The 13,326-nt window shown below is 65.5% G+C and carries 11 protein-coding genes and 1 pseudogene; 2 read left to right on the forward strand and 10 right to left on the reverse strand.

The annotated features are described in order from the left end of the window. Positions 1-29: 29 nt before the first annotated feature. The 10 genes and pseudogenes from ABIC51_RS01645 to ABIC51_RS40835 form a co-directional block, all read right to left on the reverse strand. Positions 30-2,390, reverse strand: a complete 2,361-nt coding sequence (locus tag ABIC51_RS01645; RefSeq protein WP_175860489.1) for an efflux RND transporter permease subunit — start codon at positions 2,388-2,390, stop codon at positions 30-32. A 56-nt stretch (positions 2,391-2,446) separates the two neighbouring features. Beyond that, on the reverse strand, positions 2,447-4,291 hold the full coding sequence (locus ABIC51_RS01650) for a DUF1302 domain-containing protein (protein WP_175898525.1): 1,845 nt from the start codon (positions 4,289-4,291) through the stop codon (positions 2,447-2,449). 78 nt (positions 4,292-4,369) lie between these two features. Beyond that, positions 4,370-5,737, reverse strand: a complete 1,368-nt coding sequence (locus ABIC51_RS01655) for a DUF1329 domain-containing protein (RefSeq protein ID WP_027790173.1) — start codon at positions 5,735-5,737, stop codon at positions 4,370-4,372. Between the two features lie 215 nt (positions 5,738-5,952). Next, on the reverse strand, positions 5,953-6,366 hold the full coding sequence (locus ABIC51_RS01660) for a RidA family protein (protein WP_027790174.1): 414 nt from the start codon (positions 6,364-6,366) through the stop codon (positions 5,953-5,955). 16 nt (positions 6,367-6,382) lie between these two features. Continuing rightward, positions 6,383-7,216, reverse strand: coding sequence for a phytanoyl-CoA dioxygenase family protein (locus ABIC51_RS01665; RefSeq protein WP_027790175.1), 834 nt, complete (start codon positions 7,214-7,216; stop codon positions 6,383-6,385). Between the two features lie 244 nt (positions 7,217-7,460). Continuing rightward, complete coding sequence (locus ABIC51_RS01670; protein ID WP_175898523.1) at positions 7,461-8,063, reverse strand: TetR/AcrR family transcriptional regulator; 603 nt, start codon at positions 8,061-8,063, stop codon at positions 7,461-7,463. 61 nt (positions 8,064-8,124) lie between these two features. Further along, complete coding sequence (locus ABIC51_RS01675) at positions 8,125-8,799, reverse strand: hypothetical protein (RefSeq protein ID WP_175860484.1); 675 nt, start codon at positions 8,797-8,799, stop codon at positions 8,125-8,127. 35 nt (positions 8,800-8,834) lie between these two features. Further along, positions 8,835-9,494, reverse strand: a complete 660-nt coding sequence (locus ABIC51_RS01680; RefSeq protein ID WP_146254265.1) for a c-type cytochrome — start codon at positions 9,492-9,494, stop codon at positions 8,835-8,837. Positions 9,495-9,504: 10 nt separating this feature from the next. Next, positions 9,505-10,989, reverse strand: coding sequence for a flavin monoamine oxidase family protein (locus ABIC51_RS01685; protein WP_027790179.1), 1,485 nt, complete (start codon positions 10,987-10,989; stop codon positions 9,505-9,507). Between the two features lie 382 nt (positions 10,990-11,371). Beyond that, a pseudogene (locus ABIC51_RS40835) lies at positions 11,372-11,470 on the reverse strand (transposase); the annotation flags it as partial. Positions 11,471-11,731: 261 nt separating this feature from the next. Between ABIC51_RS40835 and ABIC51_RS01690 the strand changes: the two are divergent. Both ABIC51_RS01690 and ABIC51_RS01695 read left to right on the forward strand, forming a co-directional pair. After that, positions 11,732-12,445: a PadR family transcriptional regulator gene (locus tag ABIC51_RS01690; protein WP_354006313.1), complete on the forward strand. Its 714-nt coding sequence runs from the start codon at positions 11,732-11,734 to the stop codon at positions 12,443-12,445. Positions 12,446-12,482: 37 nt separating this feature from the next. Next, positions 12,483-13,310 (forward strand): siderophore-interacting protein, encoded by an 828-nt coding sequence (locus tag ABIC51_RS01695; protein WP_226159901.1) that lies wholly within the window; start codon positions 12,483-12,485, stop codon positions 13,308-13,310. Positions 13,311-13,326: the final 16 nt, after the last annotated feature.

Raw genomic sequence — 13,326 nt, forward strand, 5'->3', positions numbered from 1 at the left:
CTGGATCTCCGTCTGGATGTGCGTCAACTTCAGTGGCTGAACAGGCCCGGCGCGCGGGCCGGCTTGCGGCGCGGGAACCAGCGTTCGAGCAGCGACGCGAGCGCGGGCAGCGCGGTCATCGCCATCACCAGGTTCACGATGAACATGAACGCGAGCAGCTTGCCCATGTCGGCCTGGAACTTGAGCGCCGAGAAGCTCCACGTCGCGACGCCGATCGCCAGCGTGATCGCGGTGAAGATCGTGGCCACGCCAACTTCGAGCATCGCGTGCTGCACGGCCTTCACGATGTCCTGCCCGCCCGCGAGATGCACCTGCAGCCGGTTGTAGATGTAGAACGCGTAATCGACGCCGATGCCGACTGCCAGCACCATCACCGGCAACGTCGCGACGGTCAGCCCGATCTGCAGCTCCTTCATGAACCAGTAGCCGATGAACGTCGCGACCGACAGCGGCACGCAACAGGCGAGCATCGCGCGCCAGTCGCGATAGGCCAGGAACACGAGGACCAGGATCGCCGCATACACGTAGAGCATCATCGGCAGCTCGCTCTTCTCGACTTCGTCGTTCGTCGCGGCGAGCACGCCCGCGTTGCCTGCGGCGAGCCGCACCGTGATGCCCGGGAACGGATGCGACGCGCGGTACTGCTTCACGTCGTCGAGGATGCGGTTGATCGTCGTCGCCTTGTGATCGGTCAAGAACAGGTGCACGGCCGTCATCCCGCAGTCGCGGCTCATGAAGCCCTTCAAGCGCGACACGTCGACCGACACCGCGCCGTAGTTCTCGGCGGCGATCGGCACGACGTTCATCTTCGGGAAGTCCTCGTTGTAGCCCTGGTTGTACGCGCGCAGCATCGCCGAGTACGACTGCACCGATACGACGCCAGGCTCGGTCTTCATCGCGGCCGAGAAGTCGTCCTCATACAGGCCGACCGCCGGGTTGTCGCACGCCTTGCCGGTCGATTCGATCGCCACCGTCAGCCAGTCGAGGCCCATGTCGTAGTTGCCGGCGATCGACGTCGCGTCGCGGTTGAAGCGCGCGTCCGCGCGCAGCTCCGGCGCACCCGGCTGCAGCGTGCCGATCACGCGATCGCGGCTTTGCCACGCGGCGAGCGCGAAGATCGCCACCGTCAGCGCGACGGTGACGCCCGAGTACTTCGGCTCCGCCACGCGTGCGAGCACGCGCAGCGGCTTCGCACGCTGCTGCGCGCGCTTCAGCGAGTTGTCCGCATAGGTTTTCGTGAAGTTGAAGCACGATGCCGCGACGGGCAGCAGGATCAGGTTCGTGACGATCTTGTAGGCCACGCCGAGCGACGCGGTGATCGCCAGCTCGCGCACCATCGGAATCGGAATCAGCAACAGCGTGATGAACGACACGAACGCGGTGATCAGCGCGAGCACGCCGGGGATCAGCAGGCCGCTGAAGCTGTGGCGCGCCGCATCGAACGAACTCTGCCCGTGCGCGATCTCGCGGACGATGAAGTTCACCTGCTGCACGCCATGCGACACGCCGATCGCGAACACGAGGAACGGCACGAGCACCGCGAGCGGATCGAGGCCGAAGCCGAGCAGCTTCAGGGTGCCGAACTGCCATACGAGCGACGTCAGCGAGCACGCGACCAGCAGCACCGTGAAGCGCACCGAATGGCAATACCAGTACACCGCGAGCGTCGTCAGCAGCAGCGCGACCGCGCAGAAGCCGAGCACGGCCGTCGCGCCGTCGGCGATATCGCCGATCTGTTTCGCGAAGCCGATGATCTGGACGTCGTAGCCGGCATCCTCGAACGGCTTGCGGATCTTCTCCTCGAGCAGGTGATTGAATGCCACGTAGTCGAGCACCTTGCCGGCGCTGTCGCGCTCGTTCAGCTCGGCCGTGATCATCGCGCTGTCCTCGCCGTGAGACACGAGCGTGCCGACGTAGCCGCCGAGCGTCGTCGCGCGGCGCACGCGCGCGACGATGTCGGGCGTCAACTGGTCGGGCGTGACCGTGCCGGGAATGATCGGCTCGGCGCGAAACCCTTCGTCGGTCACTTCGTTGACGAACGCGTTCGGCGTCCACAACGAGCGCACGCCGATCCGGTCGACGTTCGGCAGGTACGTGACGGCCTGCGTGACGTCGTACAGCCGCGTCAGCCCCTGCTTCGACCAGATCGACCCGTGCCTCGCACGCACGACCACCGTGATCCGGTTCGCGCCGAGCAGGTCGTTCCGGTATTGCTGGAACGTGCGGATGTACTCGTGCCCGATCGGCATCTGCTTTTCGAAGCCGGCATCCATGCGCAGTTGCACGGCGAACACGGCCATCGCGACGGTGAACAACGCGATCGCCGCGAGTACGATCGCGCGGTGACCGAAGAAAAGCCTTTCCAGGCGACTGACCAGACGATTGAGCACGACGTTACCCCTTCATGTATTGCGGTGGCCCACCTGCCACCTGCCACCCGCCGCCGTCAGAAATTCCGCATGACGAACAAGCCGACGAAATTGCGGTCCGCATAAGGCTGGCCCACCGTGTTGTGACCGCCCCAGAACGAAGTGAAGTTGATGCCGGCCTGCCAGTTCGGCGGGTTCTGGTTGAACAGCACGTAGACGTTCAGCGACTTCGCACCCTGCATGTAATTCGCGGTGAAGGTCGGTGTGTAGCCGTACAGGCCGGTGCTGAACGTCAGGCCCGGCGTGACCTGCCAGCCGGGAATCAGCGTGCCGTCATAGGTCCAGTTGAAGTCGATCGTCGCGCCCACCGAGCTCGACGTACCCTGGCCCATCCCGATCGGATAGCCGGCAGCCGACCCGTTGTTCAGCCACGGCAGGTAGCCGGTCTGCGGCACCTGCGTGACGGTCTGGCCGCCGACCGTGCGCGTGACGCCGCTCGGGCTCAGCCCCGGGTAGTAGATCCACGTCAGTTCCCACGTCAGCGCGGCCGAATCGGCGCCGAGCAGTTTCAGGAACGGATACTCGCTGCGCGTGAGCGCGAGCAGCCCGTTGATGTCGTACTGGAACTTCTTCTTGTCGACCCATTGCGGGCAGTCCACGCCGGCCACGCCGTTCGTGTTCAGGTCGAGCGGGCCGCCCGCGCCGTAGCAGCTCGACAGCGCGACCGCATCGCGCGGCCGGTACGACAGTTCGGTGCCGATCGCCCACGGGCCGACGCCGAAGTTCGCGCTGACGCCGAACAACTGGCGCCGGCCGAGATACGACCATTGCTCGGTGCCGTTCGCGAGCGACGCGAGCACCGGCGACTTGTCGGTGTAGTTCAGGTAGTAGAACGCGAAGTTCGCGTCGAACGAGCGCGGCGAATAGTTGAACTTCACGCCGAACTGCGGCCGGTATTTCGCCGGCAGGTTCGTCGTGCTCGGCAGGCCGATGTCGTTGAACGGCGGCCCGGCGTAGGTGCCGTTCACGAGCCCGTTCTTGATCGCATTGAGCGTGTCCTGGTTGCCCGCCGCACCCGATCCGCCGATCGCGTTCGCGATCGTGCCGGCGCTCGGGCCAGTCACGTTCAGGTTGTTCGTGTTGATCGTGAACGGCTCCGCGCCGCGGCCGAAACCGTTCGTCACCGACCAGTACGAGCCGACCGGCGGATAGCGGTTGCCGTTCCACTGGAACTGGTAGTACGCCTCGGTGCTGAACCCGTGCGACAGGTCGGCTGCCAGGCTCACCATCGGCGCGGGCAGCAGCGCCTGCTTGAGCTGCGAGCCGGGAATCAGCAGCTTTTGTGTGTCGATGGAGTTCGTCGCGTTGATGCCGCTCTGCGCGAACATGCTCTCGCCCCAGTTGATCACCTGGTTGCCGAGCCGCACGTGCGCGTTGCGCCCGCCGATCGTGAAATCCTTCTGCGCCCACAGGTCGAGCAGCTGCGCGTTGTAGACGACCTGCGCGGCGGCCGTGCTCGACAACGGCGTGCGGTTCGTGTTCTTGGCCATGAAGTCGTACATGCCGGTACCGCGCACCATGAACTTCAACCCCTCGCTCGGCATCTTCAGCAGCAGCTCGCTGGTCGCGCTGATGTAGGTGCTGAACGGTTGGCCCCTGCGATAGTTCAGGTCGCCGTTGTCCGCATAGCCCCACTGGTTGGTGTTCGCGCCCGCGCCGCAGCCGAAGGCGTTCGGGTCGCCGATGAGCGAGCAGCTCGGGTTTTTGGTGCGAATACCGGCGCCGGCCGTGAGGTTCGACACCCACGAGCCCTGCAGGGCCCCGCCGTTCAACGTGAAGTCATACGCGTACGCGCTCGACGTCGCGGCGCCCGCCATCGCGACCGATACCGTAGCATTCCTTAACAATCTTGCCGGTTCCATGATCCACCTCCGCCCCTGTTCGATGCCGGCGCACGATCGTTGCGCGCGCCGGTCCTTGTATCCGTCAGCCGGTCACCGTCAACGTTCGCTGACCGAGCGCAGCGATTCCGCCGTGTAGAAATCCTGCTTGAAGCGCGGATCGTCGGCCTGACCGAACCAGCGAATGTCCTTGCCCTGACCGATCGACGACGCATCGAACACATAGCGGCCATTGATCATGTCGTACTGCGCGAGCGGTTCGTTGTCGCAGGTGCCACCAAGCTCCCATACCGGAATCGGGTAGCTTTCCCGCACCTTCCACAACTTGCCCTGCGCGTCGTAGTCCTCGCCGACGAGCGCGAGCCAGCTGTCTTCGTCGAGATAGAACACCTTCTTCGACGCGACGTGCCGCGCGCTCGGCTTCAGCGTCGCTTCGACGACCCACACGCGATGCGTCTCGTAGCGACGGTTCGCCGCGGCGAGGCCGTCGGGCGTCGCGACGTCGTGCAGCTTGCTCTTGAACCGGTACATGCCGAACGCGTTGTACGGGACGAGCATTTCCTTCTTGCCGACCAGCTTCCAGTTGAACCGGTCGAGCGAGCCGTTGATCATGTTGGCCTCGTCGATCAGGTACTGGTTCTCGAAGCCGATCAACGGCGCGTCATGCGTATAGGCCGGCATGCGTCGCACGCGGCGCTGTCCCGGGAAGTAGTAGTAGGTTTCCGAATCCTTGTTGAAGTACTGCCGCTGGACGAAGGCCTGCCCGGCCAGCGCGGCCGGCGAGTTCATCTGGAAATAAACGGCGGCGCTCAACTGGTCGACCTCCTGCGGCGAGGTCTTGCCGAGCTTGGCCGACGGGAAATAGAACGTCTGCGGGCCGACCGCGTCGATCCATTCGCTGCTGCCGGGGCGCGGCGAAATGCTCGTGGCGACCTGCGCCCATTCGACGCCTTCGCCGCGATAACGCATCTCGTAGTTCAGGATCGCTTCGATGCCGTTCTTCGGTTGCGGGAACGGCACGCCCGGCAACGCGGCCGCGGCGAGGTTCTCGCCGCTCGCATCCAGCTTCGCGGCCGTGAGGTTCGCCTTCGAGTTCTGCTCGGCGGCATCCGGCAACTGGCATTCGCGGTGGGACGGGTAGACGTCCATCCGGTAGCCCTTCTTCTGCTTGATCAGCGCGACCTGGCCGGGCGACAGCTTGTCCGCATACTTGTCGACGTTCGCCGCGTCGATCGAATAGAGCGGCTTCTCGTTGCGATGCTTCCAGAAATCGCCGCGTACCTTGCCCCACTCCCAGCCGGCGTCGGGCGACTGCTTGCCCGCATAAGCCGGCACCGCGCCGTCCTTGCTCGCCGAACGGTCGGCGCCGGCCGGTGTCAGGTCGTCCGCCGCGACGGCGGTGCCGATCGCGACACATGCAGCGGCCGCGATCGCGGACGTGGTCCAGAAACGATGCTTCTTCATCATAGTTCTCCTTCCTGCTCCGCCTTCGCTCGCCCATCCCGGACGAAACGCATTTGTTTCGATCGTCGTCGTCAATCGACGATGACGTCGCGCCCTGATCGAGGCCGGCCGGGGTCCCCGGCCGGCCACGTGCCAATCGACTGCTATCCCGTTACTTTTTTGTCAGGACTGCGATTTATATGGAACGCAAATCCCGCGAAAAACCCTCGTGCCTTCCGTCAGCCCTTGCCGGAGCCGGCCACCGCCACCGCGCGAATCTCGACGCACAGCCCCGGCAGCGCCAGTTGCGTGACGCCGACCGCTGTCCACGACGGGTAACGGTCAGGGAAATACACGTCCTTGACCGCCGCGAAGCCTTCGGTCTCGCATTGCAGATCCGTGTGGAAAGTCGTGAGCTCCACGACATCGGTGAGGCTCGCGCCGGCTTCCTCGAGGATCGCCTTCAGGCACTCGAACGCGATCCGCGCCTGGGCCTGCACGCCGTCGGCCGGCTGCATCTGCGCGTCGAGGCCGACCTGGCCCGACACCCAGATCGTGTCGCCGACGCGCGTCGCCGGCGAGAAGTGGTACGCGTCGTACCACGGCTGGAACGCAGCCGGCACGATCGATTGCCGCTTCGGAGTTGCTGTCATGACGAATTCTCCCGGTTCAGACGAGTTGGCGGAAACACGGCGCGCGGAACGGATCGCCGGCCTTCAGCCCGGCGAGTTCCTCGACAAACAGCACGCCGGCCGGCGTGAATCCCGAGCGGCTTTCGTCGGGCAGCGGGCTGAACACCGCGTCGTCGCCGAAAAAGCGCAGCACGAGCGTATGGCGATCGGGGAAATCGGCGTCGACCGCGCCGCCGCCGTGCAGCACGCCTGGATGGAGCAGCAGCACGTCGCCCGGCTTCGTTTCCCACGACAGGATGTCGTACGCATCCGGCGCCGCGCGGCGCTCGGCCTCGATGTTCGGCAGGCGCGGCCACACGTCGCCGCCGTGCAGCGGGTCGGTCGGATCCTCGGCGTTCTGGAACGTCGTGCCGTCATGCCGCACGCCGTGATGCGAGCCGCGCACGATCTCCAGCGCATTACGCTTGGGCACGTGCTCGAAGCTGATCCACGCGTTGCCGAAGTGCATGCCCTGCCACGGCAGGTACGACGTGTCCTGGTGCCACGGCGAGCGTGCGCTCTTGCCGCCGCCCTTCATGAACAGCTCCTCGGCGAAGTACCACACGTGCTTCGAACCCCACAGGTCGGCGAACAGCTGCCCGAACGGCAGCGTGCCGACCAGCGCGTCGAGCCGCTCCTTCGCATACGGGTTCGCGTTGTCGTTGTGCGACTTGTATTCGGTGCCGTCGAGCAGCGTCGTCGCCATCGGGCCCGGATTCTCCATTCCCCAGTCGAACACCGCGCGGCATTGCGCGAGTTGTTCGTCGTTGAGCACCCCTTCGATGAGCACGGCTCCGTCCTCGAAGAACGCCTTTCGCTTCATTGCATCCATCGTCTATCTCCCGATTCGTTCAGCCTCAACCGGCGGTTCGTCTTCACTGCCGGCACATCAGTAGAACATGATGACTATGTTAGGTCATCATGACAAAAATAATTAAAAGAAAAAGACGGGGTATTCCCTGTTTCGTCTGCATGATCGAACGTTTGTGGCCGGCCGCCGCCGGCCCGTCATGACAATCGGCTTTCGGCCTTCATACAGGCGCACGACAACGCGCGGCCACCGCGTCTTCGCGCCGTCATCCGCGCACGCGGTCGAACACCGTGTGCGCGATGAAGCCGACCAGTACCGCGTCGGCCAGCGCATCGGCCGCGCCGTGCGACTGCATGCCATCGCACAACGCGGTCAGGCCGAGCGCCAGCACCGGCGTGGGCAACGGCAAAGACACGCCGGCCCGCGCGGCATACGCGTCGATGCACGCGGCCGCGAGTGCCTGGCGGTCTCGTAGCAACGCGCCGAAGCGCGCACGGAACCGCGGATCGCGCGCCGCCTGGAACTGCGCGTCGAGCCACATCAGGTGCACTGCAGGCTGGGTCGCGCCCCTTCGCCAATACGCGAGCATCGCGCGCTGCGCATCGTCGACCGGATCGTGCGAACCGACGATCCGCTGCAATGCCGCGGCAGCCTCGTCCCGATCCCGGCGCAGCAGCTCGAACAGCACGTCGGCCTTGTCGCGGAAGTTCGAGTAGAACCCGCCACGCGTGTGTCCGGCCGCCGCGGCAATGTCTTCCACGCTCGCGGCCGCATAGCCCTTCTCCGCGAAGATCGCGCGCGCGGCGTCGATCAGGCGTTCGCGCGTCGCATCGCGCCGCTCGGCGCGGGTCAGGCGAATGCGGTCCATCCGCGCACTCCACGATCACGGCAACCGGAGCGATCCTTCGTTACCTCCTCAGTACAGCTACTCATTTAGGATACGACAACACACCGGCATCGGCCCGACCGCGCCCCTTCTCCCGCTCCAGTGCGCAATAGGCGTAATAGAGCGCGACGGTCAGGTACGACCACGTCAGCAACGCCAGTACGTAGAAATTGAACACGACGTTGGTTTCCTCGCCCGGGATCTTGTAGAAATCGTAGATGCACGCGATCGCCTGCGAGGCGACGAGCGCGAGCGTCGTCGTCAGCGCATGGAGCGCGTGGCCGGCGCGCACGAGCCGCCACACGAAACCGGCGAGATAGATCGACATCAGTGTCCACATCGCCACGTAGAAGTACGGCAGCGCGTGCTGCAACACGCCGGCCACGAGCGCGACCGTCCCGAGCGTCGCGAGCACGAACAGCGTCACGTCCTGCCGCATCGACGGCCGGTAGCCGTGCGTGACGGCCATCAGGCCGGCGACCGCGATCACCGGCATCCCGAAGCCGCGCGAGAACGCGTCCAGAAAGTGCGAAATGAAGTACGACACCGGCGATTCGGTCGCGAAGAAGATCACGGCATTGGACGCGGATATCGTCACGATCCACCACTCGATACCGATCAGGAAGTTGCGCTTGCGCACGAACTTGAAGCCATAGAGGCCGGTCGTCATCGCAAGCGTCGCGCTGGAAAGACAAAGGACAAGTGATCTGTGATCCATGGTTCGAACTCCCGAAGTCGATTGCTGCCGTTGATTCACTGCCTGGCGGAGCTGAGGCTCGCGAGATAGGTCGCCACCGCCGCGCGGTCATCTGCCGACATCGCCTGCGCGACGCGCTGCATCGTGCCGGTCGCCTCGCTGCGCGAGCCCGTCGCGAACGCGTCGAGCTGCGCAAGCAGGTAGTCGTATCCCTGCCCGGCCAGCCGCGGGAACTGCGCCTGCCCCGTCAGCCGCGCACCGTGGCAGGCCGCACACGCGCCGCCCGTTACCAATTGCTCGCCTTTCGTACGTAGTCGTGCATCCGGCTTGAAATAGCGGTTGTCCAGCGGCGCCTGCTTCGCGTAATAACCGGCCACGCGGGTGATCTCGGCTTCGCTCATCGTCATCGCGAGCGGGCCCATCGTCGGGTTCGTGCGCTGCCCGCCCGCAAATGCGCGAAGCTGTGCGGCCACGTATTGCGCCGGCTGGCCGGCAAGGCTCGGATACGCCTGGCTGAGCGACGTGCCCTTCACGCCGTGGCAGCCCATGCACGCGTCTGTCACGCGCGGCCACGGGCCGCCGTCGGCGTCATCGGCTTGCGCGGCCGTATCGATATGGCGCTGCAGGCGATAGAAGCCGAGCAACGTCGGGCCGTAGAGGGCCAGCAACGCACCGATCGCCACCACCGCCGTGAGCAATAAAAGCCGTTTCTTCATCTTCGTGATCCTAAGCATGACGCAGCGCATTCAGCGCCTGAAGCGCGCTTTGGTGACCGGAGCGCACGGCGCCGTCCATGTAGCCGGCCCAGATGTTCGCGGTCTCGGTGCCCGACCAGATCAGGTTGCCGCACGGCGCACGCAGCGCTTCGCCGTGCGCGCTCCAGAAGCCGGGCGGGATCGCCGATACGCACGTGAGCGTCCACGGGTCGGCGAGCCCCCAGTCGCGATCGTGGTACGACACCGGCGCACGCGCTTCGTCGCCCCACGCCTGCGCATAGAGATCCATGTGCATCTGCTTCGCGGCCTGCGGATCCGACGGCACCAACGCATTCCGGACGAACGCGTTGATCACGCCGATCTCGCCGCCCGGCGGTGAATTGTCGTAAGCCCAGAACACCGGCCCGTCGGTCTGGAAGATGTGGCCGTTCAAGCCCTTGTCGCGCCAGAACGGGCGGCGGTAGACCATCGCGGTCTTGCGCGCCGGCGAATGGGCCGGCCACGCACGCTGCAACGCGTGGCGCTTTTCAGGCAGCGGCGGATCGAACTGCACCTGATGACACAGCGCCGGGTGAAGCGCCATCACGACCTTTTTCGCGCGCACCGTGCCGCGATCGGTTTCCAGCGTCACGACATCGCGATCCCAGCCGACGATCCGCCGCACCGGCGACGACAGCCGCACCTTGTCGCCCAGTTGCTGCGCCATCCGGATGCTGAGGATCTGCGAGCCGCCGACGAAGCGGGTTTCCTGCGCGCTGTGCTTGATCGAATCGAGCTGCGCGTAATCGCAATCGGCGGAGTTGATCATCGACAGGAAGTGCAGCAGCCCCATCTTCGCCGGCGCGACGCCGCCCGACAGCGAGATCGACGCGTTCCAGCCCATCCGGTCTTCCGCCTTGATGCCCTGCGTCGCGAGCCAGTCGCCGACCGACAGCCGGTCGAGTTCGCCGACCTTGGGCGACGTCCACGGCGCGCCCGACGGCACGTCGCGCGACAACCTGCTCAGTTTCGCCGCGACGGCCTCGTCGGTGCCGAAGGTGCCCTCCAGGTCGATCTCGGCGCGCCCGTCGCCGCCGAGAATCACGGTCTTGCCCGCGTAGTAGCTCGGGAACGTGCCGACTTCCAGCTCGCGAGCAAGATCGGCGACCGCCGTCTGGCCCGGGCCGATCCACTGGCCGCCCACTTCGGTCACGTGGCCGCCGCCCACGTCGTAGTTCAGCGTGCGGCCGCCCACGCGGTCGCGCGCCTCGAGCACGACGAAGGATTCGCAGCCGGCGTAGCGCAGGTCGCGCGCGGCCGTCAGGCCCGCCAGCCCGGCGCCGACGATCGCGACATCGAGCACGCCGCTGTCGTTCCCGGCGGCAGGCGCCGCATCGGCCTTCGCCCGCGCGGCGCCGAGTGCGAGACCGCCCGCCGCGACCGATGCACCGGCAACCTTGAGCCACTGCCTGCGCTGCAGGTCGGCCGCCCCGCTGGTGGATGACTTCCTGGACATAATCTGTGAATGACGCCTGCATTGGGGCGCGAACTCCGGCTGCCCTGGCGGCAGGCGGCCATCGTTCGCGCGGAGTCTGAAGACAGGATGCGATCCCGATCCGCTTCACCTGCCACCGGGCCGCCTGCCCTTGACGGGGGCGCTAATCCGGTTCGCATTCCTGCCTGTACACGCGCCGTACTGCCCCATACCGATAAGGATTTTCTGGCGCCCTGAATTAGTACATGTTGCAAAAGTTAGGTCATGATACATAAAACATGGTCGAAAAAAAAAGGCAGGGTATTCCCCTGTCATACAGTACCTTGCTGCGCATTTGAAAGGCTATGGAAAGAAAAAATATTGCCGCTTCGACGCACAAGATGCCAATTCATGCGTGGGGCGCAACCGGGATTCGCGAATAGGTCATGCTGATGACTTCGGTGAGCCCCTCCAGGCCATCGACCACGGTAATCAGGATGTCCTGGCAGCCGCGCGTCTTGAGACCGCCGTCGCAAGGAACGATGCGCGTCGGGGGTCTGATCAGACCGACCAGACAAAAACACTGGGAGTTTCAATGAAAACTATTTAATTTCCACATCAATAGTTTTGATCAAATACTGCAAAAAAGGCCACCTTTTTTGCCAACCTACAGCGTGATCACCTTTTCGCCAGTCCCCGCCATCCATCCCCCAATAAATCCCCTTGACGGCCTATCTTTCGATATATATCTTTAGATATGTTTTCCGATATATAGGACCCGATCATGCGACACAACCCTTCCCGCGGCCATGCCCGAAGCGACGGTCATGGTGCGCATGCCCGCCCTGACTGGTTCACCGGTCTCTGGTACGCGATCGGCCGCCACCGCCGCGGCCACGATCCGTTCGGTGGCGGCGGCCCGTTCGGCGGCCGTGGCGGGCGCGGCGGCTTTGGCGATTTCGGCGACGACGGCATGCCACGCGGCCGCCAGTTCAGCTCCGACGATCTCCAGTTACTGTTGCTTGCGCTCGTCGCCGAGCAACCGAGCCACGGCTACGAGCTGATCAAGGCGCTCGACACGCGTTCGAACGGTTTCTACAGCCCGAGCCCCGGCATGGTGTATCCGGCGCTCACGTATCTCGAAGAAGTCGGCTTCGTCGCGTCGCAGGCGGAAGGCAACCGCAAGCGGTATGCACTGACCGACGCCGGCCGCACCCATCTCGACGCGCAGCGCGAACGGGTCGACACGCTGTTCGCACGCCTCACGCACCTCGCTCGCAAGATGGAATTCATGCGCCGTGCGTTCGCCGGGGAATCGGCGGGCAACGAAACGCAGGACGAAACGCAAGCAGGCTGGCTGCCGGAGTTCGTCGAGGCGCGCCTCGCACTCAAGCGCGCGTTGCTGCACAAGAGCGCAGTCGGCCCGGATGAACAGCGCCGCGTCGCGGCCATCTTGCGCCGTGCGACGGCCGAAATCGAAGGCGGCACCGGCGCGTGATCCGCGCCGTCCCGTCAAACCTCAGGAGAACGGATTGATGCAGAACACATCCGAGCGCACCGTGACCCGCGTGCGCCACACCCTCAAGTTCCGCTTGCTGCAGGTCCTGCGCGTGCACGCCGTGACGCCGCACCTGCTGCGCGTCACGCTCGGCGGCCCCGATCTCGCGGATTTCGAATCCGCGTCGTTCGACGATCACGTGAAGGTATTTTTCCCGCCGCCCGGCGCCGAACGGCCTGCGATGCCGACGCTCGGCGCGAACGGTCCGGAGTTTCCGGAAGGCGAACCGAGGCCGGTCGCGCGCGACTTCACGCCGCGCCGCTTCGATCGCGCCGCCCGCGAACTCGATCTGGAATTCGTGCTGAACCACCCGGGCCCTGCGTCGCAGTGGGCCGCACAGGCACGCGTCGGCCAATGGCTCGGCATCGGCGGCCCGCGCGGTTCGTTCGTCGTCCCGACCGGTTTCGACTGGCACCTGCTGATCGGCGACGATACGGCGCTGCCGGCGGTCGCGCGGCGCCTCGAGGAATTGCCGGCCGGTGCGCGCGCGGCCGTCGTGATGGAAGTCGCGGATCGCACCGCGCAGATCGCGTTCGACACGCGCGCCGACGTGCATGAAATCTGGCGCTTCCGCGCCGAAGCCGACGCCGACGCCGCGAACGGCGACGTGCTGCTGAATGCCGTGCGCGACCTGCCGCTGCCGCCGTCCGGCGACGGCTACGTGTGGGCGGCAGGCGAAGCGCTGTCGATACGCGCGGTACGCCAGCACCTGACCGGCGAGCGCGGCGTCGATAAATCGCGCATCCGCGCGGCGGCCTACTGGAAGCGCGGCGCGGCGGCCGTGCACGAAACCCTGGAAGACTGACGGATGCGGGTAGCCG

This window comes from Burkholderia sp. 572 (genome assembly GCF_040545135.1).
Lineage (GTDB): Bacteria > Pseudomonadota > Gammaproteobacteria > Burkholderiales > Burkholderiaceae > Burkholderia > Burkholderia cepacia.

Excerpts from the sequence above, each read along its gene's own strand:
- ABIC51_RS01665 (WP_027790175.1), bottom strand. The coding sequence starts at position 7,216 with ATGGATGCAATGAAGCGAAAGGCGTTCTTCGAGGACGGAGCCGTGCTC.
- ABIC51_RS01685 (WP_027790179.1), bottom strand. The coding sequence starts at position 10,989 with ATGTCCAGGAAGTCATCCACCAGCGGGGCGGCCGACCTGCAGCGCAGG.
- ABIC51_RS01690 (WP_354006313.1), top strand. The coding sequence starts at position 11,732 with ATGCGACACAACCCTTCCCGCGGCCATGCCCGAAGCGACGGTCATGGT.
- ABIC51_RS01695 (WP_226159901.1), top strand. The coding sequence starts at position 12,483 with ATGCAGAACACATCCGAGCGCACCGTGACCCGCGTGCGCCACACCCTC.
- ABIC51_RS01655 (WP_027790173.1), bottom strand. The coding sequence starts at position 5,737 with ATGATGAAGAAGCATCGTTTCTGGACCACGTCCGCGATCGCGGCCGCT.
- ABIC51_RS01650 (WP_175898525.1), bottom strand. The coding sequence starts at position 4,291 with ATGGAACCGGCAAGATTGTTAAGGAATGCTACGGTATCGGTCGCGATG.
- ABIC51_RS01670 (WP_175898523.1), bottom strand. The coding sequence starts at position 8,063 with ATGGACCGCATTCGCCTGACCCGCGCCGAGCGGCGCGATGCGACGCGC.
- ABIC51_RS01660 (WP_027790174.1), bottom strand. The coding sequence starts at position 6,366 with ATGACAGCAACTCCGAAGCGGCAATCGATCGTGCCGGCTGCGTTCCAG.
- ABIC51_RS01675 (WP_175860484.1), bottom strand. The coding sequence starts at position 8,799 with ATGGATCACAGATCACTTGTCCTTTGTCTTTCCAGCGCGACGCTTGCG.
- ABIC51_RS01680 (WP_146254265.1), bottom strand. The coding sequence starts at position 9,494 with ATGAAGAAACGGCTTTTATTGCTCACGGCGGTGGTGGCGATCGGTGCG.